Origin of the sequence: Sphingobacterium athyrii (assembly GCF_003071065.1) — a bacterium.
Taxonomy (GTDB): domain Bacteria; phylum Bacteroidota; class Bacteroidia; order Sphingobacteriales; family Sphingobacteriaceae; genus Sphingobacterium; species Sphingobacterium athyrii.
Window position 1 is genome coordinate 559,821 of record NZ_QCXX01000001.1, and the last position, 24,217, is coordinate 584,037.

General features: G+C 40.8%; 19 protein-coding genes. 8 read left to right on the forward strand and 11 right to left on the reverse strand.

The annotated features are described in order from the left end of the window. The first annotated feature begins 36 nt into the window (after nt 1-36). From DCO56_RS02485 to DCO56_RS02500, 4 genes are all read left to right on the forward strand, one after another. The gene (locus DCO56_RS02485; protein WP_108632165.1) at nt 37-3,186 is read left to right on the forward strand and encodes an efflux RND transporter permease subunit; all 3,150 of its coding nucleotides are present in this window, start codon (nt 37-39) and stop codon (nt 3,184-3,186) included. Nucleotide 3,187: 1 nt separating this feature from the next. Then, a complete protein-coding gene (locus DCO56_RS02490; RefSeq protein WP_108632166.1) occupies nt 3,188-4,612 on the forward strand; it encodes an efflux transporter outer membrane subunit in 1,425 nt (474 codons plus the stop codon). 374 nt (nt 4,613-4,986) lie between these two features. After that, nucleotides 4,987-5,853 (forward strand): DMT family transporter, encoded by an 867-nt coding sequence (locus DCO56_RS02495; RefSeq protein ID WP_108632167.1) that lies wholly within the window; start codon nt 4,987-4,989, stop codon nt 5,851-5,853. A gap of 181 nt (nt 5,854-6,034) precedes the next feature. Further along, on the forward strand, nt 6,035-6,400 hold the full coding sequence (locus DCO56_RS02500; protein ID WP_108632168.1) for a VOC family protein: 366 nt from the start codon (nt 6,035-6,037) through the stop codon (nt 6,398-6,400). A gap of 46 nt (nt 6,401-6,446) precedes the next feature. On the opposite strand, the gene DCO56_RS02505 is transcribed toward DCO56_RS02500, so the two are convergent. The 3 genes from DCO56_RS02505 to DCO56_RS02520 all read right to left on the reverse strand — a co-directional run bounded on the left by DCO56_RS02505 (nt 6,447) and on the right by DCO56_RS02520 (nt 10,592). Then, the gene (locus DCO56_RS02505) at nt 6,447-7,676 is read right to left on the reverse strand and encodes a DEAD/DEAH box helicase (RefSeq protein ID WP_108632169.1); all 1,230 of its coding nucleotides are present in this window, start codon (nt 7,674-7,676) and stop codon (nt 6,447-6,449) included. Nucleotides 7,677-7,802: 126 nt separating this feature from the next. Then, nucleotides 7,803-8,996: a Na+/H+ antiporter NhaA gene (gene nhaA / locus DCO56_RS02510; protein ID WP_108632170.1), complete on the reverse strand. Its 1,194-nt coding sequence runs from the start codon at nt 8,994-8,996 to the stop codon at nt 7,803-7,805. Nucleotides 8,997-9,611: 615 nt separating this feature from the next. Next, complete coding sequence (locus tag DCO56_RS02520; protein ID WP_146190962.1) at nt 9,612-10,592, reverse strand: hypothetical protein; 981 nt, start codon at nt 10,590-10,592, stop codon at nt 9,612-9,614. Between the two features lie 268 nt (nt 10,593-10,860). Here DCO56_RS02520 and DCO56_RS02525 point away from each other — a divergent pair, with 268 nt between their 5' ends. After that, nucleotides 10,861-12,486 (forward strand): ABC-F family ATP-binding cassette domain-containing protein, encoded by a 1,626-nt coding sequence (locus tag DCO56_RS02525; RefSeq protein WP_104382479.1) that lies wholly within the window; start codon nt 10,861-10,863, stop codon nt 12,484-12,486. 158 nt (nt 12,487-12,644) lie between these two features. On the opposite strand, the gene DCO56_RS02530 is transcribed toward DCO56_RS02525, so the two are convergent. Further along, a complete protein-coding gene (locus DCO56_RS02530; protein WP_108632173.1) occupies nt 12,645-13,628 on the reverse strand; it encodes an endonuclease/exonuclease/phosphatase family protein in 984 nt (327 codons plus the stop codon). Nucleotides 13,629-13,831: 203 nt separating this feature from the next. Here DCO56_RS02530 and DCO56_RS02535 point away from each other — a divergent pair, with 203 nt between their 5' ends. Genes DCO56_RS02535 through DCO56_RS02545 form a run of 3 tightly spaced genes read left to right on the forward strand, consistent with a single transcriptional unit; the run spans nt 13,832 to nt 17,173 of the window. Then, nucleotides 13,832-15,007: a glycosyltransferase family 4 protein gene (locus tag DCO56_RS02535; protein WP_108632174.1), complete on the forward strand. Its 1,176-nt coding sequence runs from the start codon at nt 13,832-13,834 to the stop codon at nt 15,005-15,007. Beyond that, entirely contained in the window at nt 14,995-15,993 is a 999-nt protein-coding gene (locus tag DCO56_RS02540; RefSeq protein WP_108632175.1) for a lysylphosphatidylglycerol synthase transmembrane domain-containing protein, read from the forward strand. The genes DCO56_RS02535 and DCO56_RS02540 overlap by 13 nt, the downstream gene beginning before the upstream one ends. Continuing rightward, nucleotides 15,980-17,173 (forward strand): glycosyltransferase family 4 protein, encoded by a 1,194-nt coding sequence (locus DCO56_RS02545; RefSeq protein ID WP_245935761.1) that lies wholly within the window; start codon nt 15,980-15,982, stop codon nt 17,171-17,173. Before DCO56_RS02540 ends, DCO56_RS02545 begins: the two co-directional genes overlap by 14 nt. 13 nt (nt 17,174-17,186) lie before the next feature. On the opposite strand, the gene DCO56_RS02550 is transcribed toward DCO56_RS02545, so the two are convergent. The 7 genes from DCO56_RS02550 to DCO56_RS02580 all read right to left on the reverse strand — a co-directional run bounded on the left by DCO56_RS02550 (nt 17,187) and on the right by DCO56_RS02580 (nt 24,149). Then, entirely contained in the window at nt 17,187-18,416 is a 1,230-nt protein-coding gene (locus tag DCO56_RS02550) for a sterol desaturase family protein (protein ID WP_108632176.1), read from the reverse strand. 215 nt (nt 18,417-18,631) lie between these two features. Further along, the gene (locus DCO56_RS02555) at nt 18,632-20,215 is read right to left on the reverse strand and encodes an MDR family MFS transporter (protein WP_108632177.1); all 1,584 of its coding nucleotides are present in this window, start codon (nt 20,213-20,215) and stop codon (nt 18,632-18,634) included. Between the two features lie 2 nt (nt 20,216-20,217). Further along, nucleotides 20,218-21,321, reverse strand: coding sequence for an HlyD family secretion protein (locus DCO56_RS02560; RefSeq protein WP_108632178.1), 1,104 nt, complete (start codon nt 21,319-21,321; stop codon nt 20,218-20,220). A gap of 14 nt (nt 21,322-21,335) precedes the next feature. Beyond that, nucleotides 21,336-22,646 carry a TolC family protein gene (locus tag DCO56_RS02565; protein WP_108632179.1) on the reverse strand — a complete coding sequence of 437 codons (1,311 nt, stop codon included), beginning with the start codon at nt 22,644-22,646 and terminating at the stop codon, nt 21,336-21,338. Next, nucleotides 22,636-23,253, reverse strand: coding sequence for a TetR/AcrR family transcriptional regulator (locus DCO56_RS02570; protein ID WP_108632180.1), 618 nt, complete (start codon nt 23,251-23,253; stop codon nt 22,636-22,638). The genes DCO56_RS02565 and DCO56_RS02570 overlap by 11 nt, the downstream gene beginning before the upstream one ends. A gap of 328 nt (nt 23,254-23,581) precedes the next feature. Further along, nucleotides 23,582-23,968, reverse strand: coding sequence for a DoxX family protein (locus DCO56_RS02575; RefSeq protein ID WP_245935762.1), 387 nt, complete (start codon nt 23,966-23,968; stop codon nt 23,582-23,584). Continuing rightward, nucleotides 23,949-24,149, reverse strand: coding sequence for a hypothetical protein (locus DCO56_RS02580; RefSeq protein WP_108632182.1), 201 nt, complete (start codon nt 24,147-24,149; stop codon nt 23,949-23,951). Before DCO56_RS02580 ends, DCO56_RS02575 begins: the two co-directional genes overlap by 20 nt. Nucleotides 24,150-24,217 lie beyond the last annotated feature (68 nt).

Here is a 24,217-nt window from a genome sequence, read left to right on the forward strand (position 1 = left end):
GAACCTGTAGTAGATTTATCTAAAATTTAAAATAAAATGCTGAAGAAATTTATTGACAGGCCAGTTTTGGCAACTGTTATATCTATCATATTTGTCATACTCGGAATCATCGGTCTACTCAGGTTACCACAGACACGGTTCCCGGACATCGCTCCACCCACTGTCCAAGTGACAGGAAGTTACCCCGGCGGTAATAGTGAAACCGTACTACGCTCAGTTGTTACACCACTGGAAGAACAGATCAACGGTGTGGAGGACATGGAATATATTACCTCAACGGCCAGTAATGACGGTACATTTTCGGTGCGTATCGTCTTCAAGGCTGGGGTAAATCCAGATCAGGCAGCAGTAAACGTACAAAACAGGGTGCAGCAGGCTACTCCAATTTTGCCACAGGAAGTGGTCCGTATGGGATTGACGACTTCCAAACAGCAGAATAGCATGATCATGATTTTCAATATCTATACCGTAGATAACAAAAAATATGATGAATTATTCCTGCAGAACTATGTCAACATTAACCTGATCCCACAGATCAAACGTGTTCCCGGCGTGGGCCAGGCCATGGTATTTGGCTCCAAAGACTACTCCATGCGCGTTTGGCTGAACCCTCAGAAAATGGCAAGTTACGGTCTTGTACCTCAAGAGGTCATCGCCGCTATTTCTAAACAAAGTCTGGAATCTGCCCCGGGAAAATTAGGTGAAGAATCAAAAGCACCCCTGGAATATGTCATTCGATATAAAGGGAAAAAGAACCTTCCGGAACAGTATGAAAACATTATTGTCAAAAATAATGATGTTCAGATCGTCCGGCTAAAAGATGTTGCCCGGATAGAATTTGGTTCGATCAGCTATAGCGGTAACTCGCAAAATAATGGTTTGAACACGGTTACAATCGGTATTTTCCAGACTTCTGGTTCCAATGCCAATGAAATCGAAATAGGGATCGATAAACAGATCGAAATAGCACAACGCTCTTTTCCTCCCGGCATCAAGATCTTTAAACTGATCAGTACCAAGGAACGTCTGGATGAAAGTACCGCTCAAGTACGTTCTACATTAATTGAAGCATTCATTTTGGTCTTTTTGGTTGTGTTCTTATTCCTGCAGGATATCCGATCGACCATTATCCCCGCAATTGCGGTACCAGTTGCCATCGTGGGAACGTTCTTTTTCTTGCTGGTATTTGGTTTTACCATCAATATATTGACCCTTTTCGCCTTGGTATTGGCGATCGGTATTGTCGTCGACGACGCCATTGTTGTCGTCGAAGCCGTCCATGGCAAGATGGAAACATCGACCATGACCGGTAATGAGGCCACACACAGTGCCATGGGCGAAATAACTGGTGCCGTAATCTCGATTACCTTGGTCATGTGCGCTGTATTTATTCCGATCGGTTTTATGACGGGTTCATCGGGAATGTTTTATAAGCAATTTGCCTATACGCTAGTTATCGCTATTGTAATTTCGGCAATCAATGCGCTTACATTGACCCCAGCACTATGTGCCTTGTTACTGAAAAACACACATGCCGAAAATCACAACGGGCAAACGCAGAAAGCAGGATTCTCCCAGCGGTTTTTCAAAGCATTTAATGCTGGTTTTGAGAACATGACAAATAGATATGTTGGTTCACTGAAATTCCTCGTTAAGAGAAAATGGATAGCAGCTTTATTAATTATCACCACGATAGCTGCTGCAGGATATTTGATGACGAGTACCTCAAAAAGCTTTGTTCCAATGGAAGATGACAACTTTGTCGTGTACAGTTTGGAGATGCCGCCGGGAACCGGTCTCGATCGGACGACAAAAGCCGTGGAAAAAATAGAAAAGCTACTCGCTGACCTACCCGCTATTGAAAGTCACACAAGTATAACGGGTTTCAATATGATCGGGAACAACTCCAGTGCGGCATATGCAACAGGATTCATCCGTCTAAAGGATAAGAAAAAACGTGGTGAAATGAACGATATTGATCAGATCCATCAGGTGATTTCTGAAAAGCTGACCACTGTCAAAGAAGGTAATGCAATGGCCTTCCGCTCCCCTCCTGTTGACGGTTACGGTATGATGAACGGGGCCGAACTTGTACTGCAGGATAGAGCCGGTAAATCCCCGGTGGAGCTTAAAGCGATGTCCGATTCTGTTATTGCTAAGATCATGCAACAACCGGGTGTGCAATTTGCTTATACCATGTTTAGAGCGGATTACCCTCAAATGGAACTGGAAGTTGACGAGGATAAAGCTGCCCAGCTTGGAGTCGATGTCAGTGAAATGCTTTCTTCGGTCCAGACCTATTTTGCGGGCGATCAATCATTGAATTTCAATCGCTTTGGTAAATTCTATCGTATTGCCGTAAAAGCAGATGGAATTTTTAGAACAGATAAGGACGCATTCAATGAAATATTTATCAAGAATAACAAAGGGGAAATGCTGCCCGTAAATACATTGGTAACACTACGTAAAGTCTATGGACCAGAATCCGTAACACGCTACAACCTGTACAACTCACTCACCATAAATGTCGTTAGTAATCCGGGCATCAGTAACGGAGCTATTATGGAAACATTGGAGAAAAACGTATTGAACAAGCTACCCGGAGACTATAGTTACGAATGGACAGGACTTAGCCTTGAAGAAAAATCTTCCGGCAATCAGACGATGATCATTTTGACATTGAGCTTATTGTTCGTCTACTTCTTGCTTTCCGCTCAATATGAAAGTTACCTATTGCCGTTGGCAGTTCTGTTATCGATTCCGACAGGGATTATAGGATCGTTCTTAGGAACACGTGCTATCGGTCTGGACAATAATATATACGTTCAAGTCGGATTGATTATGCTAATTGGTCTCTTGGCCAAGAATGCGATTCTCATCGTTGAGTTTGCTTTGCAGCGTAGACGTGCAGGTTCTTCACTCCTTGATTCGGCTCTGGAGGGTGCCAAAGCACGTCTAAGACCGATCTTAATGACCTCATTGGCTTTTATAGCAGGTATGATCCCATTGATGTTCGCATCGGGCGGAACAGCAACAGGCAACCACTCCATCAGCACCGGAGCAGCAATGGGGATGTTAAGCGGTGTGATCCTGGGTGTGATCGTTATACCTCTATTATACCTGGTGTTTCAATATTTGCAGGAGAAGGTTTCAAGTAAAAAACTCGTGGATAAGACAAACCATTAAAATGAAAAAATTTCACCAATATATTATCATATTAGCAGGCACTTCCCTACTGCTCGCTTCATGCAGTGTGGGCAAAAAATATACACGTCAGGACATGGAGCTACCGGAAAATTTCAGAAATAACGAAATTGTCCTGACTTCCGATACACTAGCATTATCATGGCGCAAGTTTGTGAAGGATTCCAATCTGACTGCACTCATAACGAAAGCACTGGTTAAAAACACGGATGTAAGTGTGGCACTGCTTAGTATGCAACAGCTGGAGCTCGCTTATAAACAATCAAAAAAGGGTTTGTTGCCGACACTTGACCTAAATTTGGGCGCGAATAGAACTTGGCTATCCACCAATTCCCTCAATGGTTCCCTCAGTGATCAATTTATCGGAACACCCTATATGGATGACTACAGCGCTACGCTCAGGCTTGCCTGGGAAGCAGACATCTGGGGAAAGGCAAAAATGCAGAAAGAAGAAGCTTTAGCAAATTTCTTTGGACAGAAGGAAAATTTATCTGCATTAAAGACCCGCATTATTGTTCAGGTTATCCAATCTTACTACAATTTGATCGCATTGGATGAACAGCTAAAGATTGCACAAAAAAACGTTCAGCTTAGTGACAGTACATTGGCGATGATACGCCTCCAATATAATTCTTCACTCGTGAGTTCGTTAGCTGTTGAACAAGCCGAAGCCCAAAAGAAAACTGCAGAATTGCTGATTCCTTTGGCAGACCAGAATATTGCCGTGGAAGAAAATGCCCTAAGCATTCTCTGTGGCGGTTTTCCTGATAAAATTCAGCGCTCCGAAGATCTTGATGCAACATTCGTCAACGAAACAGTAGCAACCGGTGTTCCTGCCGAACTGCTTAGCCGGAGACCCGACGTAAAAGCAGCTGAATATGCTATTGTCGCCGCTAATAGTAAAATGGGATTAGCGAAAGCTGCAATGTATCCTTCAATAAGTTTAACACCTTCGATCGGAACGAACTCCTTTCAGTTCAATCGCTGGTTTGATCTGCCGGGTTCAATAGTGAAAACAATAGCTGGCAACATCACCCAGCCCATTTTTCAAAAAGGTGCATTAAAAACGAACTATGACATCTCGGTAATCGAGCGGGAGAAATTGGCGGTACAGTTCAAACAATCCGTTATGCTCGCGGTTTCGGAAGTATCGGATGCCTTGGCTAAAATTAAACATAGCGAAAGGAGGTTACAACTGATTGAAGCTAAATCCAAATCATTGGCCAAAGCGACTTCGGATGCTGCGCTCTTATACAAAAGTGGCATGGCAAATTATTTGGAGGTCATAACCGCACAAAACAATGCTTTACAAAATGATCTCGAACATATTAGCATAAAGCGGGAAAAACTAAACGCAGTGGTGGATCTTTACCGCGCATTGGGTGGAGTTAACGATACCGAACAGTAACGGGATAAGCATAAGGTTTTCTTCAGACGATTTTGGGCATATCCATGTTATCAAAGTTTAATCAACGGGGGCTGATGAAAATTAGCCCCCGTTTTTGGCAGATACCCTCACCACAAATACAATCACCCAAATGGATCCTTGCTATTTTTCATTCATCAAAATTAAACCATTAAATTTTCTTATCTTCGGATAAGAAATAGAATGTTATGAACAGAACAAGCTGTCTTCCTCCTCCAATCGTTTAATATTTGCTAAAATATTAATAAAGTATGGCACCGAATAATCGGCTAATTGCCCATGCCTTAAATTCTCAATCAAATTTTATAACAATAAATATCTGTCTTTTTTAAGATAGATCTGGAAGACAACATCTTATGAAACATTCATATTTCATACTGCATCTTGCTGTGGTATGTTTAGGTATATCGGGCGTATTGGGCAAGGTCATCAGTCTCAATGAAGGTATGCTAACCTGGTATCGGGTATTTTTCGCTGCTATTTTTCTATTTTTTATTTTAAAATGGTTTAAAATTCCACATCAGATCAGCTTAGCTGAAAAATTAGCTATCGCAAAAAATGGGCTTTTGGTTACAGCTTCCTGGCTACTTTTTTATGCAAGTATCAAATATTCCAATATTTCCATTGGCGTAGTCTGTTACTGCATGGCTAGTTTCTTTACCGCAATCTTTGCTCCAATGATCAACAGAACAAGGTTTAAACGTTCGGAGTTTCTGCTGAGTGGACTTACACTATGTGGCATAGCATCGATATTTCATTTCGATACAGCGCATCAATTGGGTATTATCTTGGGAATCATTTCACCAGCATTCGCTTCGCTTTACGCGATTTATAATGAACGTTTGGTCAAACGATACAATAGTATAATCATCAATTATTATCAAATGATCGGCGGGACTATCGGCCTGGGTCTGCTCCTTCCCGGCTATCTTTATTATTATCCCATGTCCTCTTTTATCCCGAGTTTAACGGATATGCTGTACCTCCTCATTTTGTCCCTCTTTTGTACCGTTGCCGTATATATCGCTTTCACAGAAATTTTAAAGAGAATTTCTGCTTTTACGCTCAATTTAAGCCTTAACCTCGAACCTGTGTATGCTATCCTAATTGCATTTTTTTTCTTTCATGAATCCAAAGAACTCAATCTATCATTCTATTTCGGACTTTCATTGGTTATGCTCTCTGTGTTTATCCAGGCACTCCTCGGTAGAAAAAGAGAATAATCGAGATTTTGATATAACATAAAGACGATGAAATCGTTTAGCACGAATTAAGAACAGATTCATGAGATATGTCCAAAAATTTGTTCGGGCAAAGTCTTATATTTATATCATATCGAAAGCTCACTTGCAATAAGAAATTCAAGTGAGCTTTCGAAAAAATGAACATCACTTAGACAATATTATGAGCAATTCTTCTTCAGACAACAAACTTATCCATGAGCAAATTCAATATCTTGAATTTATATCAAGCGATCTTGAAAGAGCTAAACAATTCTATTCAGCAAGTTTTGGCTGGAGCTTTACAGATTACGGTCCTGAGTATACGGCCTTTGACGGTAAATATGTGGATGGAGGTTTTACGGTTGGAACACCGATAAACGGCAGTATTTTAGTCGTTCTTTACTCGAATGATTTGGTCGCTACGCGTGACAAAGTCACTCAGGCCGGGGGTGTCATTGTCAAAGACATCTTTAGCTTTCCTGGTGGCAAAAGATTCCAATTTAAAGACCCCGACGGCTATGAGCTGGCTGTATGGGCAACAGAATAGACCGATCAGACAGGCGAATAGCATAAAACACAAGGGGCTTAATAAATTAAGCCCTTTTTTGTTTCTGATAATTTTTATTTCTGTTCTTATTGGAACGTCTTCGATTTTGCGAATTGCCGCTTTTCTTTGTAGGATTATATTCAGGTCCAGCCTCAAAGCCCTCCGGTAAAGCGATTTGTTCTACAGGATAACCGATCAGGTTTTCAATCTGAGAAAAACGTTGCTGATCTTTGTCATTCACAAAAGTAATGGCAGTACCTGTTGTTGCAGCTCTCGCTGTACGGCCGATACGGTGTACATAATCCTCAGGATCTGGCGGAACATCATAATTTACAACCAGACTGATCCCTACGATATCGATACCGCGCGAAATTACATCTGTCCCGACAAGTACCCTCACCTGCCGTGATCTAAATCTGCTCATGATATCCTCACGCTTCGCCTGTTCGAGATCAGAATGAAAACCTTCTGCGTCTATTCCCTGTTTTTGCAGTTCTTGCGCCAATAATTTAACTGTAGTTTTTTGTGAGGCAAAAATGATGACAGAGACATAATTAACATCCTGTAAGATAATCTTCAATAGATCCATCTTTTGCTTATCATATACAAGATATGCACGCTGATCTATACCTTCCGAAGGTTTTGAAATGGCGATATTGACTTCAACGGGTTTAGAAAGAATCTTTCTCGCAAAATTTCGGATTTTGAGGGGCATCGTCGCGGAAAAAAGCAGCATTTGCTTTTTCTTTGGCAGATAGCTGACAATGCGTAATATATCATCCTGAAACCCCATATCCAGCATACTGTCCGCTTCATCCAGCACAAAATGCGTCAGATGGGTTAAATCGACTTTCATTGAGGTAAGGTGACTAATTAGTCGACCAGGGGTAGCGACAATAATATTAACGCCCTCCCGGATAGCACGTTTCTGCTGTTCGTAACCCATACCGTCACCACCTCCGTAGATCGAGATGGAAGTTGCCCCCGTATAATAGGACATCCCCATGATCTGTTGATCTATTTGCAATGCCAGTTCCCTTGTCGGAACAAGTATAATCGCACGTATGTATTCTTTAGCATCCCTAGCGACTGCATCTAAAATTGGCAACATATATGCCGCCGTTTTTCCCGTGCCTGTCTGCGCACAGGCAATCATATCGCTTCCTTCCTTTATGACGGGAATTGTCTGTTCTTGAATAGGCGTAGCCTCTTCAAACATCATGCTTTCTAAGCCCTCTTCCAATTCCGGAACAAAACCAAATTCAGTAAATCTCAAATTTTATTATTTTATTAAATATGTGCTAAGTTACTAAAACTAATCTATATATGAGGTCAGCTTTTACTCGCCAAAGGACTATACCGAAAATAAACCTGCTGACAGCATTTTAAATCCATGCCATTTTTAGCCTATACTCTCCAGATTGTTTTTGGAATTACCCGCCAATCTCAATATCGTATATCCTAATATTCCAGCGCAAAGCGAAGCCATAAGCACCGCAAATTTTGCTTCTTCGATCAGGAAGGCGTCATCAAATGATAAGATAGATATGAAGATAGACATGGTAAAACCAATTCCTCCCAATAAACCTACACCGAAAATCTGCATCCAGCTTGCACCATCCGGAAGCTGTGCTATTTTCATTTTTTTTGCGATAAAACAAATTAAAAATATGCCAACTGATTTTCCGGCAATCAATCCCACAATAATACCGAGTCCCAATTTTGAAGTTAAACCGCCAACCATTTCTGCATGAATTGGAATTAATGTATTTGCAAACGCAAACAAAGGGATAATAATAAAATTCACGGGTTTAGTCAATAAATGCTCAAGCTTTTCCAGCGGAGACTCTGTTTCATCAGGCGTAGTGGGTAATGTCATTGCTACCAACACCCCCGCAATAGTCGCATGTATGCCAGAATGATGGATAAAATACCAAATAAAAAGCCCCGGAATAAGATAAGCCCATAGCGCTTTTACCCCAAGTTTATTGAGGACAATTAAAAAAACAAATATGCCCAGCGCAATAAATAGATAGGTTGCATGAATCCCGTTGCTATAGAACAAAGCGATAACTAAGATTGCAAGCAAGTCGTCGACAATGGCCAAAGCCGCCAGAAAAATCTTGAGGCTAGCCGGGACTTTATTTCCCAGAAGTGTGATTACGGCAAGCGCAAACGCAATGTCCGTCGCCATGGGAATTCCCCAACCGTGCGCCGTGTCGGCAGCATCTTTATTGATGATAAAATAGATTGCCGCAGGCAATAATGCCCCACCCACAGCAGCCAAAATTGGAAGAACGGCTTTACTAGGAGAAGATAGCTCCCCCTCCACAATTTCTCTTTTTATCTCCAATCCCACCAATAAAAAGAAAATAGCCATTAGTCCATCGTTGAGCCACAACAACCAGGAATATTTCAGCTGGATACTGTCGGTTTCAAATCCTACTTCTCGAAGCAGAAAGTCCATGACCGATCCATATAACGATGTATTGGCCACGATCAACGCCAAGATTACACAGGAAAAAAGAATAATCCCACCAGCAAAGCTAGATTTCAAAAATTCTCTGAAGACAGTTAAATTAATAAGTTTTGACATGACATTAATATCTTTAAATGCTCAAAAGGTTCACAATATACAACTTTACGTCCATTAATCCGACCGCTGATCTCATTATTTCCACCTACGAGCCAGATGACATGAATCTGCCCCATTATAACACAAAAAATAACTATTTTTTAATCGTTCAACACCAAAAAGGTCATTTTGACAACAATCTCTTCCAATAATGGAGACATTTTAACTTTAAACATTGCCTAAAAACCCGACATCTCCATAAAAATCAACACATTATACACAACCACTGCAAACCACTTCTTGTTATTGTCATTTTTGTAAAATTTATTTGTCTTTATTGCAAAAAATAGTTAGCTTGCTACTATAGTTAATAAACCGTTTATTATGTGCAAGAAGTGGATTTTCATGGTGCTTCTTTTCGTAGCAAATTTTATATATGCGCAGACGACAGAGGATACAACCCAACATCAACAACAATCAGGCTCCCATTATATTATTTTAGGGATCGTAGCTATTATTGTCATCATTTTTATATTATACAGGAGGCAAAAGAGGAAATTTAATGAATAAGGGAGATCGATTGATCTCCCTTATTGTTTCTAAATACATCCATTTTCTCTTTTAACCACATCATACCTAGTGCTTAATCGGCTCATTGGTTTGCGCTAAACGTTGTGATCCTGTATTCGCAGGGCAGGCAATATCATCTGTCGCGTCATAAACCAACTTTTTGCCTTTCAATTTTGTGATCAGTTCCTCCGGTACATATATCTGCACTTTGGTCATGGAGTAACCGCTAGGAAAATATCGGACATAATAACCATCAGGATGAAGTGTCCAGATACCACTAGGGACATCAGTACGAGGTTCGGCCATACCGGCCATAATCGCATACTTTTCAAACTCAGCATAAGAATAGTTGCCAGAAGAAACCAGCTGCCTGATATTATTCTCTGCTTCAAATATAGTCTGCACAGCAGGTGGCATCTGATCTTTTGCTTTTTGAACAACATCAAACGGTAATATACCTAGTGCCCCGCCCTCCAATAACAACAATTGTTCTGGACTCAATAACCTCAATGCTGTTTCCTTGACCTCGCCAGAATAGTCTATAAATTTGGTCTTGGCAATAATAGTCCACAATAACATCTGTATCGACGATTGTGAAACTTCAGGATGTCTTTCCGCACTTTTTAAGATAGCGATAACAACCTCCCTTTTTTTTCCAAGCGTGGGGGCGTACATATAACCATCACCCTTGGACGGAGCATAGGTACCCGCTTTCAGACAGTAACTTTTGTTGGTCATTTCATAATGACCTGCTTCGAGTAGATAACCATCCTGACCATTTTTGGTTAAATTTTCCAAGGGTTTATAGACGGCTGTATTTTGAAAATCGGGCATCTGTTCACCTTTCCGATTCACATCTTCAAAACTTGTGCTTATCGCATCAGGTTCCTTTAAAAGCTTGTCCAATCCCAACATTTTGCTCCCTTTGGAAGCTACGGCCTTGCTCGCCTTGTCAAGCAGTCCACCAAACTGCGCATGGGCTCCCTGCAAATTCAGCAAAAAGGCAAAAACGACTACTAAAGCATACGGAATGCTATTTCTTTTCATAATTGATTTCATTTCAACGCTAGAGCCACAAAAAAGAAGCCAATTTATAGGTATAACACCCAATTCATAATTTATTAATATGGCGCATTTTTTTAACCATATTCTCTACTCTACTTTAGGTACTATGCCTGCATTTTGTATTTTCGACAGTTAGACGCTATTCACATGAAAATCCAACTTTTACAAAAGCTAAAACCAAGGCGATTCTGTCCGGAACTGATGTTTGGAAATAGTTAAAAAATACAAGATTAAAACGTATCTTTGCAGCATGATTAATGTGTCAAATCTCTCCCTTCGTTATGGTAAACGTGTACTATTCGAAGATGTCAATTTAAAATTCACACCTGGCAACTGTTACGGTATTATTGGTGCCAATGGAGCTGGTAAATCTACTTTCTTAAAAATTATTTCTGGCGAAGTTGACCCTTCTACAGGTTCGGTGGCATTTACTCCCGGCGAACGCATGTCTGTATTGAGTCAGGATCACTATGCTTTCGACGAATATACGGTACTAGAGACTGTCATGATGGGTAATCAAGATCTTTACAAAATCATGAAAGAAAAAGATGCCATTTATATGAAAGAAGACTTTTCTGATGCGGATGGCGAACGTGCAGGCGAACTTGAAAGTCTTTTCGCAGAAATGGATGGTTGGAATGCGGAATCCAATGCAGCTACTTTATTGAGCAGCTTAGGTATTAAGGAAGAACTTCACTACAAGTTAGTATCAGAGATTGATGGTAATCAAAAAGTACGTGTCCTATTGGCGCAGGCATTATTTGGTAAACCAGACATCTTGATTCTCGATGAGCCTACCAATGACTTGGACATCAATACAATTGCCTGGCTGGAAGACTTTTTAGCATCTTATGAAGCAATCGTCCTTGTTGTATCCCACGACCGTCACTTTCTGGATGCCGTGTGTACACATACAGTAGATATTGACTTTGGCAAGATGACTATCTATACCGGAAACTATTCGTTTTGGTACGAATCTTCCCAATTAGCTTTAAAACAACGATCCGATCAGAACAAAAAGATGGAAGATAAGGTCAAGGAACTACAGGAATTTATCCGTCGTTTCTCTGCCAATGCATCCAAATCAAAACAGGCTACTTCCCGTAAAAAAGCGCTGGATAAGATCAATATTGATGAGATCAAACCATCCAACCGTAAATATCCGGCAATTATGTTCAATACCATGAACCGTGAACCGGGTGACCAAACTTTACAGGTCGAAGGATTAAGTAAAACGGTCAATGGAGAAGTCTTCTTCAAGGACATCACATTTATGATTAATAAAGGTGATAAAATTGCCGTACTGGGTCCCAACTCCCTAGTTACATCGGCCTTTTACGATATCATTACCGGTAGAGATACTGATTTCGGTGGTGAATTCAAATGGGGGGTTACCATCACTCCTGCCGATATGCCAATTGAAAATGCAGCTTTTTTTGAAGGTAAAAATGAAAATCTGGTCGATTGGTTAAGAGACTATACAACGAACCCTGAAGCAGATGAACAATTCCTACGTGGATTCTTGGGGAAAATGTTATTCTCCGGTGAAGAGGTGATGAAAAAAGTTTCGGTACTTTCCGGAGGTGAAAAAATGCGTTGTATGTTTTCAAGAATGATGCTACAGGGAGCCAACTTCTTAATTTTTGACGAACCGACCAACCACTTGGACTTAGAGTCAATCACCGCATTGAACAATGGAATGTCAGACTTTAAAGGATCAATGCTGTTCACTTCTCGTGACCACGAATTGACTGAAACTGTGGCAAACAGAATCATTGAATTGACTCCGAAAGGAATCATCGACAAGTTAATGACTTACGATGAATACATCAACAGCGATGTGGTAAAAGCACAACGCGAAGAGATGTATAAATAAGATAATTTATCCCAATTTTATAAAGGCTCCATAACTTATTTATGGGGCTTTTTATTTATAGGTATCCCCCCGTTTGGACCGTCGAAAATACCAAAACATAAAAAAGCACTGAAGGGGCTCAGTGCTAATCGCGATTGATATGAAAGAATTGAGAAAGTCTATTGATCGAAGGGGGTAATCATGCGCCATCCCAACTGTAACGATACGGCACAATGATCAGATAAATCTTGTCCCGCCCTATTTTGAAAAAGTTGCTTTTGAACTTGATAGTCTTTTGCTTCAAAAACAATACGGTTATTATTACGGTAATAGATCTTGTCAATTCCCTCACAGTCATCCGTTAAGTCCAATGCAGCCCGAGCTATAAAGTCTTGCTTATGCGAGGGTATTTTACCGTTATTTTTCAAATTTACCCAAGCATCCACCAGCGCTAATTCACGCTGAAAAGAAACAATATTATCCAAAGGATACGCATAATGAGCATTAAAATCGCCCATGATCAACAAAGCTTGTCCTGCGGAATGCTCTCGAATATAATTTTTCAGTTGATTCAAATTTTTCTGGCGGGCCACCGTTGCATCGGGATCATCTTGGGCTGTCGCATGCACATTATAAACATCGATAAAAACCTCTTTCGCCAGCTGGATCCTTGCATAAGAAAATCCTTTAGGAGTCAAACAATCCGATCCATTACAGTCCTTCCAACTCACCCGTTCAAAATCCTGTATGGGATATTTTGAGAGTGTGCTCAATCCATCGCCGAAAGGTACACCGCCCATATTTTCAGTTCGATAGCTATGCCTGTTTCTACTGTACAAAAACTTATTGTAATTAAAATCCTCCTGCACATTGACAATATCAAAAGGATTTATTAATTCACCGATCGAGGTAATGCTCGAAGCCCTTTCGGTCTCGGCACTTGAAATCAATTCTGGAAGACCAGCGATGTTATAGGTCAATAAACTAAGGCGTCCTTCCCGTGCATTTGGCATATCGACATAAACGAAATTCATGGGCCTTACTTCCTTAGGCTTCAATTTGAAGCCCAACATAACGCCTGCCGAAGCACAAACAGCTAAAATCAGCACCTTTCGGAGACCTTTGAATCTAGTTTTCCTTTCGAACAATAAATCTAATAACATGGACTGAATAATTTGTTCATCCCAAAAATACCATTGCAAGATTAGGTCAACTATATTCTAAAATTAATTTTACCTATAAAAATTATTGACAAATTATTAATAATTAACAATTTACAAACACTTTAATGATAAAAGATTAACATCTAAATAGCTTTTGAGTTACGCTTTTCAAATATTTTTATGAAACCCCTAATTAAAATAAAATGAGAAAGGTAGCCTTTTTTACAGAAATACTCGTTGAAGATTTCGACGGTGCATCTCGAACAATGTTTCAGCTCATAAATCGTATTGACCAACAAAATTTCAGCTACTTCTTTATTTACGGTGGCGGTCCCACACAATTCCGGGACTTTCTTTCTTACAAAGTTCCCACATTCAAAATACCTGTCAATGATGATTATTGTCTGGCTATTCCGCAGCTCATCAAAAAAAAGCTCGAACTGGCATTGGATGAATTTGCACCGGACATCATTCATATCGCAACCCCCTCGCTGCTGGGATTCTTTGCATTGAATTATGCCAAACGTAGAAATATCCCCGTATTAACCATATACCACACGCATTTCATCTCCTACATCGCATATTATTTCAAAAATATATTGCCTCTGGTCAAACCCACAGAACAATGGATGAAACGTGCAATGAATAATTTCTACAACAAATGTGACATTATCTATGTTCCGACAAAATCTATCTTAGCTGAACTCCAGCAAATTGGCCTTCAACAGGACGGATTGAAGCTCTGGCAAAGAGGTATTGATACGCAGCTATTTACGCCCACGAAAAAGAATAAGAGTTACCTCCAACAACTGACCAAAAATGAAAAACCAACCGTGCTATTTGTAAGCCGGATCGTTTGGGAGAAAAATATCAAAACCCTGATTGACATTTACCAGCAAATACAAGCTCAAAAACTGGACTACAATTTTATTGTAGTCGGCGAAGGAACCGCAAAGTCAACTGCAATGCAGGAAATGCCTGATGCTATTTTTCTGGGAAAAAAGACACATCAGGAACTTGCCATACTGTACGCATCGGCAGATGTCTTTGTCTTTCCTTCGGTTTCAGAAACTTATGGCAACGTTGTTGTCGAAGCATTGGCTTCGGGCCTGCCTTGCGTGATAGCAGATGGCGGCGGTTCAGCATCGCTGATTCAGCATGGTGTAAGTGGATTTAAATGCCAGCCCGAAAATGCGGCCGGATATGTATACTATATCAAGAAAATCCTGTCTGACGCAGCGCTAAGAAGAAGCTTGATTACAGCTGGACTTTCTTATGTCGGCCAATTAGACTGGTCACGGTTATCTCGACAATACTTTGAAGACATTGAATTACTGGTCGATAAAACACAGGACACAGACCTCGCATGGGCAAATTAACAACATCCCGTCGGATAATCAAAGTCACCTTTTTAGTATTGATCCTGACATCCATGGTAATTTTCATAGTACACAGCGATCTTTCTGCCTTGAAAAGAGAACTGTCAGCTATTGGTTATCGCTTTATCATTATCCTATTGACAACTTTAGTAGCCTACTGCTTCGGAACACTGGCTTGGTGGGTTTGTCTGGGAGCCTCGAAAAAAAAGATCAACCTGATCGAGCTTTTTGCAGTGCGTCAAATCGGTGAGACGGTCGGACTCTTCAATCCCACGAGCATCATCGGCGGAGATCTGCTTAAAGCCCAATTGCTAACCCGTTATGATATCCCATTGCAGCAGGGACTCAATGCCGTCACCATCTCGCGTATCACAGCCATACTATCTCAATTAAGCCTTTTCCTACTTGCAATGATCTGGCTGATGTTTTCTCCGTTAAAAAAAGAGGTTATCCGATCTACAGGACCTGCGGTCTATGCCGTCTGTGCGATCCTGTTGCTGTTTGTCATTTTTATATTCTATTGGCTCGTATCCAGCAAAGCACTACCAGCACAAGTAGCCAATACATCAGTTCTATTGAAAGCAAAAAATCAGATCCAGCAATTACTTTGGAACACAAAAGACTTCTACCAGCAGCAAAATAAGGTATTTTGGTATTCCTATTTGCTGTTTGCATTACATTGGTTAATTGGAAGCCTGGAATTCTATCTGATCTTAAAATTTATGACGGTTGATGTCAAAGTGATCCATGGGTTGATCCTGGATATGAGTGTAATTATTTTTAAAAGTGCAGGTGCATTTATTCCGGGGCAACTTGGCGTTGAAGAAATCTCAAACAAAATACTACTTAGCATGATCGGAATTTCAGGAGGGAGCATCTGGTTAAGTGTTTCCCTCCTGCGCCGTGGCCGTCAGCTACTGTGGACCGCAATTGGAGTAATATTTTATCTCTGTATCAAAAGAAAAAATCTACATGTTACCGTCTGAAATAGAAATCTTATTTGTTAGCCATAAATACCCACCCGCGGTCGGCGGAATGGAAAAACAGAGCTTTGAGCTCATTAATAATGTGGCACTCTATCTAAAAGTACATACCATCGTTTATGACAACAAAGAATCCATTCTGACTTTTTTCTTTCATTTGAACCGACGTATCCTATCGAAAATCAACGACAACCCGCGCATTAAGCTCATTCATTTTAACGACGGATTAATTGCTGCTGTGGCATCTTTTCATAAGGGATATGACCATCTGAAAAGAGTCGTCACCCTTCATGGCCTCGATGTGGTTTTTCCATTTCCTTATTTTCAACGCCGGATAATCCCCCGCTTCAATGTATTTGACCGGATTATAACAGTGAGCCAGGCAACTGCCCAAGCCGCTCAATCACGTGGAATTGATGCCTCCAGAATCTTGGTCATCCCAAACGGTGTAGATCCTGTCCTTCCCAGCACTGCTGTAATACCGGAAAATAACTTGGATTTCACCGGAACTGAGTATCATAACCTAAACGGAAATGTTACTCCTCTGCCTTATTTTATCACCTTAGGAAGGGCTGTAAGGCGCAAAGGGTTTTCGTGGCTTATGGAACATGTCATTCCTGCTGTTCAGGGTAATTTTAAACTTATTATGATAGGGCCGTTTGATCATAGCCCTACGCTGACGGAACGTTTACTCAACTTATTGCCCAACAAACTTTATCATCTGTTTACCCTATTTCTTGGGTATCCAACAGATCAACAGGATATGCGCAAATTATTGAAGGCATATCCCGAACAAATCCAGCATCTGGGAAAAGTTCCCTTTGCTCAATTAAAGCAGCTTCTCGCAGGAGCCCAAGCTTTTCTGATGCCCAATATCCAGGTACCGGGAGATATGGAAGGTTTCGGATTGGTCTGTCTGGAAGCGTCTGCTGCGGGCACCATCGTTGTCGCCGCCGAACTGGAAGGGATTACTAGCGCCATTACACATAATCACAATGGCCTTCTGCTTGCTAGCCGAGACGCTCATGCATGGATAACGCAGCTACAGTCCATTTTAGACCATCCAGATCATTATGAAAAACTGGGGCAGAAATTCAAATGCAATACGAGCAGAGCGTTCAGCTGGGACATCATGGCCAGAAATTACTGTCAGACCTTCGTCGAACTGTGCCAAACCCTTTAACAAAACAATAGGTTTAGCCCTTCGACAAATGGAGAATTCGTTCGTAATGATATTTTATCGGTCTATAAATGATGAGCTGCATCAGCGCAATTGTAAAGAGAACAAGGAGTGCCGGAAACGAAAAAAAAGTAATTGTTATAAACAGCAACACCAGAAATAGCCGCAGCATTTCGAGTGGAAAAACCCATTTTTCATGCTCCAGCAAGCCACCAACACAGATGACACTACACAGGATAAAGAGACCGCCTACCATCAGCTGTATACTGTTTTGGTAATTGCCGTAAAGCAAAAAGAAAAACAGAAGTCCCATCGTTAACATGGATTGGAAGAAAATATATCGGCTCAGATTTTTTCCATGAACCCGAGACTTTGTCCCCGCAAAGATCTTCTGCTCCAATTCCTCCCGAATTTCAGGTTGTATATCATCAGGGCGGCCAAATATCGTGCGCATTTTGTTTTTAAATCCCACCGCACGCTTAAAGGACAGCCCTATTTCAAAGAGATAGTGAAAATGTTGCCAAAGAAAAGTATACCGATGAATTGGTTTGGTCAATCCATAGACGCAAGGCTCCGCTCTTTGTTCCGCAATAAAAGTTCCGAACATTTTATCCCAAACGATCAAAATATCACCATAGTTCTTGTCCAGATAAATCTCATTACTGCTATGATGTACACGGTGATGTGATGGAGTGACCAGTATTTTTTCAAAAATCCCCAGATTACCCACCGTTTGGGTATGGGAGAAAAATGGATATACCCCATGCACCAATAAGATTGTGGTCATCATAAAAGGCGGAAATCCCAAAAGTGGGATAAAAGCCCAGAACAAGGAGCGAAATACCGCCTGAAATATGGTAATCCTTGCAGCGACAGTAAAATTATAGTCTTCGCTTTGATGGTGAACCACATGCGCCGCCCAAAGTAGGTTGATCTCATGACTATATCGATGATACCAATACCACAAAAAATCCGTAAATAGAAAAAGTATGATCCAGGTCCAAAGGTTGGCTTCGATATGGAAAATCGCAAAGTTCTGGTAGACCCACGCGAAAAAAAAATAGAACAGGCTAACAGAAAACATATCGCACATACGTTCAACAATGCCAACGTTTAGATTCGAGATGGATTCATCAAATGTATAATATCGCTTTTGTTTCTTCAGACTATACCAATATTCACATAACATCAACACTAAAAACAAAGGGATAATAAAAGCTAAAAAATTAAGTCTTCCTGTATACATGCGGCGCTTCTTTTGAACTAATAACTTCTTTGTAACGACTAGTTTATAGACGTATAATCTCAAAAAATATTTTATTATTTAACAATCAATTCCAAATCAGGTTTTTATTTTATGCCTTTCTGGAAATAAAAAAGCCCCCAAAAAGTGAAATTCCTTTTGAGGGCCAATAAAACGATATAAAATTTTGCGCCGATGGCTTCTAATCCACACAGCGGTTAGTGCACACTTGACATGTCGATCTGCGTCTTGCCCTGTTTGATCATCAGCACAAAAGGTACACAGATCAAAAATACAACCCCCAAATAGAGGAATACATCCATGTAAGACAGTACAGTTGCCTGCTTCATGACATTCATGTCCAGTATTTGGTGCGCTTTGGCCAATGCTTCATTTGAAGCAAAGCCTTTCGCCTGAAAGCTCATCTGCAGCTGCTGTACACGTTGCTGTACCTCAAACTTACTCGGATCCAGATTGGCAACTAAGTCAACACGGTGCTTTTGAGAGTCACGCGCGATAAAAGTTGTGATCAGTGCAATACCAAATGAACCACCCAGCTGACGCATCATACCCGTAAATGCCGCTCCCTCACCGATGGATTTACCATGGAGGGTAGACAGGGATAAAGTCATTACAGGAACAAATAGCAAACCCAAACCTACCCCACGAATGATAAGCGGCCAAAACATATGTTCAGATCCAGTATCGTTTGTCATTAGACTATACATCCAAAAACAAAACCCAAAGAAAATGCTCAATCCAACTGCAACCATATACTTCTGAGGTACACCATTCTGGATCATTTTTCCAATAAATGGCATCATAATCCCGGTCATAATCGAACTTGGCAATAGCAATAGACCTGCATCCGTTGCCGTCCAACCCAATATCGATTGCGTGTAAATCGGGATAATAAAGGTCGATCCAAATAAGCCGAAACCGAGGATAAAACTCATTACCACCCCTACCTGTAAATTCTTATCACGCAATACCCTCAGGTTAACTATAGGTTTGTCATATACCAGCTCCCGCCAGATAAAGAACAATAGTCCGAATACAGATAATATGGACAGACCTAAGATTAGCGGGTCATCAAACCAATCATCCTGTTGACCATGTTCCAGTACAAACTGCAGTGAACCAATAAACATAATTAAAAAGATCACGCCGAACCAATCCACCTCTTTTGCCGATTGCTTTTGGCTATATTTCGGACTACGCACAAAGGACAAGGTCAGCAAAGTAGCTATAATTCCCAATGGTACATTGATGTAAAAAATATAAGGCCAGGAGAAATTGTCTATGATATAACCACCCAGAGGCGGGCCCAATGTAGGTCCAATAATAACCCCCATACCGTAAATAGCCTGTGCCATACTACGTTTCTCTTTGGGGTAACTTTCTGTGATAATGGTCTGTGCGGTCACTAGTAAAGCGCCCCCACCCATTCCTTGCAGGAAGCGGAATGCGACAAGCTCCCAGATATTGGTTGCGTTTCCACACAAAAATGAAGATATTGTAAATATGACAATTGACGCCGCAAAGTAATTACGTCTTCCAAACTGTTGGGACAACCAACTCGTCATCGGAATCACAATTACGTTAGCAATGGCATAAGCCGTAATAACCCAGGCCACGTCTGTCAACGTTGCCCCTAACGATCCTTTCATATCGTTTAAGGCCACATTCACAATCGTCGTATCCACGATTTCCAGCAACGCACAGAGCACGGCTGTAATCGTGATGACTACGCGTCGAAAACCATATTCAACCAGATTATCTTGTTGATTTAAATTTTCCATAGTTATTGAACATGCACATCTACGTCAGCATTCATGCCCGGTCTGAGCAAAGCAACGTTTTCAGCTTTATTATCTTTTGTCAATTTGATTTTTACCGGCAGGCGTTGTACTGTTTTTACAAAGTTACCAGTTGCATTGTCCGGAGGCAATAAAGAGAAACGTGACCCAGTCGCCGGAGAAAAGGAATTGACCTCACCATCAAATTCGATATTTGGATAAGCATCTACCCTAATACCTACTTTTTGACCGGGTTTCATTTTTTGCAATTGTGTCTCTTTGAAATTCGCAACCACCCAAGTTTCAATATTATCAACAATATAAAATAAAGACTGCCCCGGGTTGATCATCTGACCGGGCTGCACCTTGATATTCGATACCTGACCATCAACAGAGGCTAGCACAGCAGTATAAGACAGATTTAATTTTGCAGCCTCTAATTGCGCCTTTGCCCGCTTTATATTCGCCTCAGCAACAGATGTCTGTTTAGAAGCTACGGTAGTCTTACTTACGATGGCATTCCGTTGTGAAGCGCTTGCGTTGCGCTGTTGTTGTAAGATTTCCACTTGTTTATCCGCTTCTAATTTAGTCGTTAAAGCCTGCTCATATTGCTGCTTTGTGATGGACTGATTATTATATAGATTTTGGTAACGGATATAGTCGTTGTTCGCTTGTTTCGCACGGATACGTGCTGCCTCAATGCTTCCTAAATTTGATTGAATCGTTGCGTCTGAGATCGCTACATTAGCAGAAGATGCCGAAACATCCGCCTTTGATACATCAAAGCTACTTTCAGCAGCAGCCAATGCCGCTTCCGCTTCGTCCACACGGACCTGATAATCTTGGCTTTCAATCGTAAACAAAGTATCCCCTTTTTTCACCAAATCATTGTCCTTGACGTAAACCTTGGAAATAAATCCACCCACACGCGGGATAATCGGACTCATATTCTTCTCAACCTGCGCATCGTCAGTGGTCTCATGCGCTTGACCGTGCAAATATTTATAACCTCCGTAAGCCCCACCGAAGATGACCAAAGCGGCCAGAATAATTGTGAATTTTTTATTTGTACCTTTTTTTTCAGGTGCGTTTTCTACTGTATTTTCCATGTCTAGATTAATTGCTATTTAATATTTAATGACCCATTTGCCAACAGTAAGTCATAGTATTTTTCAATTGTATTTGCTTTGCTGATTGCCAGATTTATTTTGCTCTGAAGCTGTTGAACATCTGCTGTCAATAAATCATCCGTATCCGCAATGCCATTATCATACTTATCTTTTGTGATACGGTAATTTTCAACGGCCTGATCTAATGCCTGACGGTACACCACATCTTGTTTTTGTGCCAGCATATAGCTTTCATTCGCCTGTTGCACCTGAACTTTTACCCGGTCATTGAGCAGTTCTAGGTTCTCATCAATTTGCTTGATCCGGTTCTTAACGACATTCACCTCTCTCTTATTCTTATACAAAGAACCTATATCATAAGATATTCCAACACCTACCATGGCAGCGTTCGTTACCGTAACGACTTTCTGTAGACCAAAAGCATTGTAACCAGCGGTTGCCGAAACTGTAGGCAATGTAGCCGCTTTTGTCACTTTTAACTGATCCTCCGCAACCAAGCGCTGAGACTCCATGGACTTCACATCAGAACGTACGGTCTTGGCAGTTTCGTAAGACGCCTTCAAACCTAAATCTAGCCCATTCACTTCACCTAAATTGATCTGATCCAACTGCGTATCTTCGTCAATTTTCAGAAAATTAGCCAGTTGATAATTGAGCACCTTAATATTTTTCTGCGCTTCCTGAAGCGATACCTGATAGTTTGATAGCTGCAATTCCGCTTTTAACAGGTCGTTTCGCGCGATCAAACCATTGTCCAACATCGCTTTGAAATCTGAAACCCGTTGCTCAGACTGCTTGATATTTTCAGCAATCAACAAATTGGTTTGCTGCGCCTTATACAAGCTCAGATAGAGATTTACTGCGCGGATAGCCAATTGTTCTTTACTAGCAACAGCGTTCCATTCCTCGGCTTTTAGCACATCTTTTGCAATATCAATTCCCCCTTTGATCCGCCCACCTGTATAGATTGGCATACTCACAGAAGCCTGTCCCAACCACAATTGATTTGCAGCGATATCCGGTGCGGAGCCCCCTTCACCCAGTGCCAACTTTAGATTAACATTCGGCGTGGTCATCGCCATATATTGCCCGCTCAATTTTGCATCAGGAAGCTGTTTCGATTTGGCACTTTCGACCTCAAGCTGTCTTCCCAATATTTTGGTATCGGCAGTTTTCGCTTCCACACTTTGGTTTGCAGCCATGTGAATTATTTCTTCCAAAGTCAAGTGTTTGTTGTCTTGCGCCAGCAAACCCAAAGGACTTAAAAGCAATAAAGCACTTAAATTGGCCAACTTATTTTTCATATGTCAATAAAGCTTTAATTGTTTTCTGTATGAATTCTGTTAACGTTGTTTCTATATATTGGCCATAACCTTCGTCATCGGCTATTCCTAATTGATCCTGTAAAAAGACCTGATTCATCTGAAAGTTCATAAACGTCCCCATCATCATGGAATGAATCAAAATAGGATCATTACCCGCTTTAAATACCCCGTCTGCTATACCACCATTAATAATGGATGCAATGACCTCCAAATTGTGAATTTTTAATCTTTTGAAAGCATCCGAAATCAGCATCCGCTGCTTTAAGGTACTTTCAATTGCAATAACACGATAGAGTTTCCGATGAGAGCTCATCGATTTAACATACCTGTCCACCATCACGTCAATTTTGTCAAGCGCATTGCCGACTACTGAGAGTTCATCCACATTGATCATGAAATCTGGAACGCGCCATTCAAAAAAGGTATCCAGTAGCTTATCTTTTGACCCAAAATAATAGTTGATCATAGCCACATTAACATTTGCTTCATGTGCGATATCGCGCACGGAAGTTCCATCAAAACCTTTTGTCGCAAAAAGTCGCTCAGCTGCAAGGAGGATATCTATTTGTTTATCGTTAAATTCCATGTAAAAACCCTTAACTTTTTATAGCTAATTCCACCTGTTATCCAACAGATAAAATCGTCTTTTGTTAAATGCGGGACAAAGTTAAACAAACGTTTAATTTAAACAAGTGTTTAATTATTAAATTTATGTCAAAAAATACAGCAGAATATGCTACACAAAAAAGTTAAATGACCACAATAAAGTGATTTACAGCACGACACCCCATAAACACAAAAACCATTTAAAGGGTCTTTAAATGGTTTTTGTATCGTTTTTACAACAAAAAAATACGATAAACTAGTCATCCAAAGCATCTATCAAACAAATAGACGACAGATCAGGCGAAAGGCTATCCAAGTTTTTTTTCGGCAGGTCTAAAATACCAGGATACCGCAATTAGAACCAAATAAAGCAAAGCTGGAGCCATTAAACCAAAAGCATCCCCTACCATAAGATGAGAATACAACGCTCCGGTTGCCGTAAAGAAAATACCAGCATAAGCCCATTCCTTCAATAGCGGTCTCTTTGGTGACAGCAGGGCGATGACAGCCAAAATCTTCCAGAGACCAAGCAGCGGTAGTATATAGTGGGGATAGCCCAAATGATCTACATTTTGTACGCCACCAGCACCCTCAGTTTTGATACTAAAGACCTGTATGATAGCGGTAGACATCAATCCCAAAGACAACCATGCCGTTGCGACCCAATAGATTATTTTATCTCTCTTTTTCATCATTATTTTTATTGTTTAAATAGTATTTAAAATTAGCCAAACCAATATCCTGATGATCGACTTTGACCCCCATATAATACGGACTATCCAAATCGGATTCTACGTCCAATAATTTTGCGAATAACGCTTTCGATTGTGCCATATCTTGCATCGGATAGCGCACTGTTTTAATTCCCTGATTCATTGATTATATAATTTTGCCTCCTCTTCTTGATTTTCAGCAACTCCCGTTTTTACAGCTACAGCTCCACC

Bases quoted from the DNA above. Each gene is read 5' to 3' on its own strand.
- DCO56_RS02490 (WP_108632166.1), top strand. From the start codon at position 3,188: ATGAAAAAATTTCACCAATATATTATCATATTAGCAGGCACTTCCCTA.
- DCO56_RS02520 (WP_146190962.1), bottom strand. From the start codon at position 10,592: ATGAAAAGAAATAGCATTCCGTATGCTTTAGTAGTCGTTTTTGCCTTT.
- DCO56_RS02530 (WP_108632173.1), bottom strand. From the start codon at position 13,628: ATGTTATTAGATTTATTGTTCGAAAGGAAAACTAGATTCAAAGGTCTC.
- DCO56_RS02540 (WP_108632175.1), top strand. From the start codon at position 14,995: ATGGGCAAATTAACAACATCCCGTCGGATAATCAAAGTCACCTTTTTA.
- DCO56_RS02545 (WP_245935761.1), top strand. From the start codon at position 15,980: ATGTTACCGTCTGAAATAGAAATCTTATTTGTTAGCCATAAATACCCA.
- DCO56_RS02580 (WP_108632182.1), bottom strand. From the start codon at position 24,149: ATGAATCAGGGAATTAAAACAGTGCGCTATCCGATGCAAGATATGGCA.
- nhaA (WP_108632170.1), bottom strand. From the start codon at position 8,996: ATGTCAAAACTTATTAATTTAACTGTCTTCAGAGAATTTTTGAAATCT.
- DCO56_RS02550 (WP_108632176.1), bottom strand. From the start codon at position 18,416: ATGTATACAGGAAGACTTAATTTTTTAGCTTTTATTATCCCTTTGTTT.
- DCO56_RS02575 (WP_245935762.1), bottom strand. From the start codon at position 23,968: ATGATGAAAAAGAGAGATAAAATAATCTATTGGGTCGCAACGGCATGG.
- DCO56_RS02555 (WP_108632177.1), bottom strand. From the start codon at position 20,215: ATGGAAAATTTAAATCAACAAGATAATCTGGTTGAATATGGTTTTCGA.
- DCO56_RS02565 (WP_108632179.1), bottom strand. From the start codon at position 22,646: ATGAAAAATAAGTTGGCCAATTTAAGTGCTTTATTGCTTTTAAGTCCT.
- DCO56_RS02535 (WP_108632174.1), top strand. From the start codon at position 13,832: ATGAGAAAGGTAGCCTTTTTTACAGAAATACTCGTTGAAGATTTCGAC.
- DCO56_RS02525 (WP_104382479.1), top strand. From the start codon at position 10,861: ATGATTAATGTGTCAAATCTCTCCCTTCGTTATGGTAAACGTGTACTA.
- DCO56_RS02500 (WP_108632168.1), top strand. From the start codon at position 6,035: ATGAGCAATTCTTCTTCAGACAACAAACTTATCCATGAGCAAATTCAA.
- DCO56_RS02485 (WP_108632165.1), top strand. From the start codon at position 37: ATGCTGAAGAAATTTATTGACAGGCCAGTTTTGGCAACTGTTATATCT.
- DCO56_RS02495 (WP_108632167.1), top strand. From the start codon at position 4,987: ATGAAACATTCATATTTCATACTGCATCTTGCTGTGGTATGTTTAGGT.
- DCO56_RS02560 (WP_108632178.1), bottom strand. From the start codon at position 21,321: ATGGAAAATACAGTAGAAAACGCACCTGAAAAAAAAGGTACAAATAAA.
- DCO56_RS02570 (WP_108632180.1), bottom strand. From the start codon at position 23,253: ATGGAATTTAACGATAAACAAATAGATATCCTCCTTGCAGCTGAGCGA.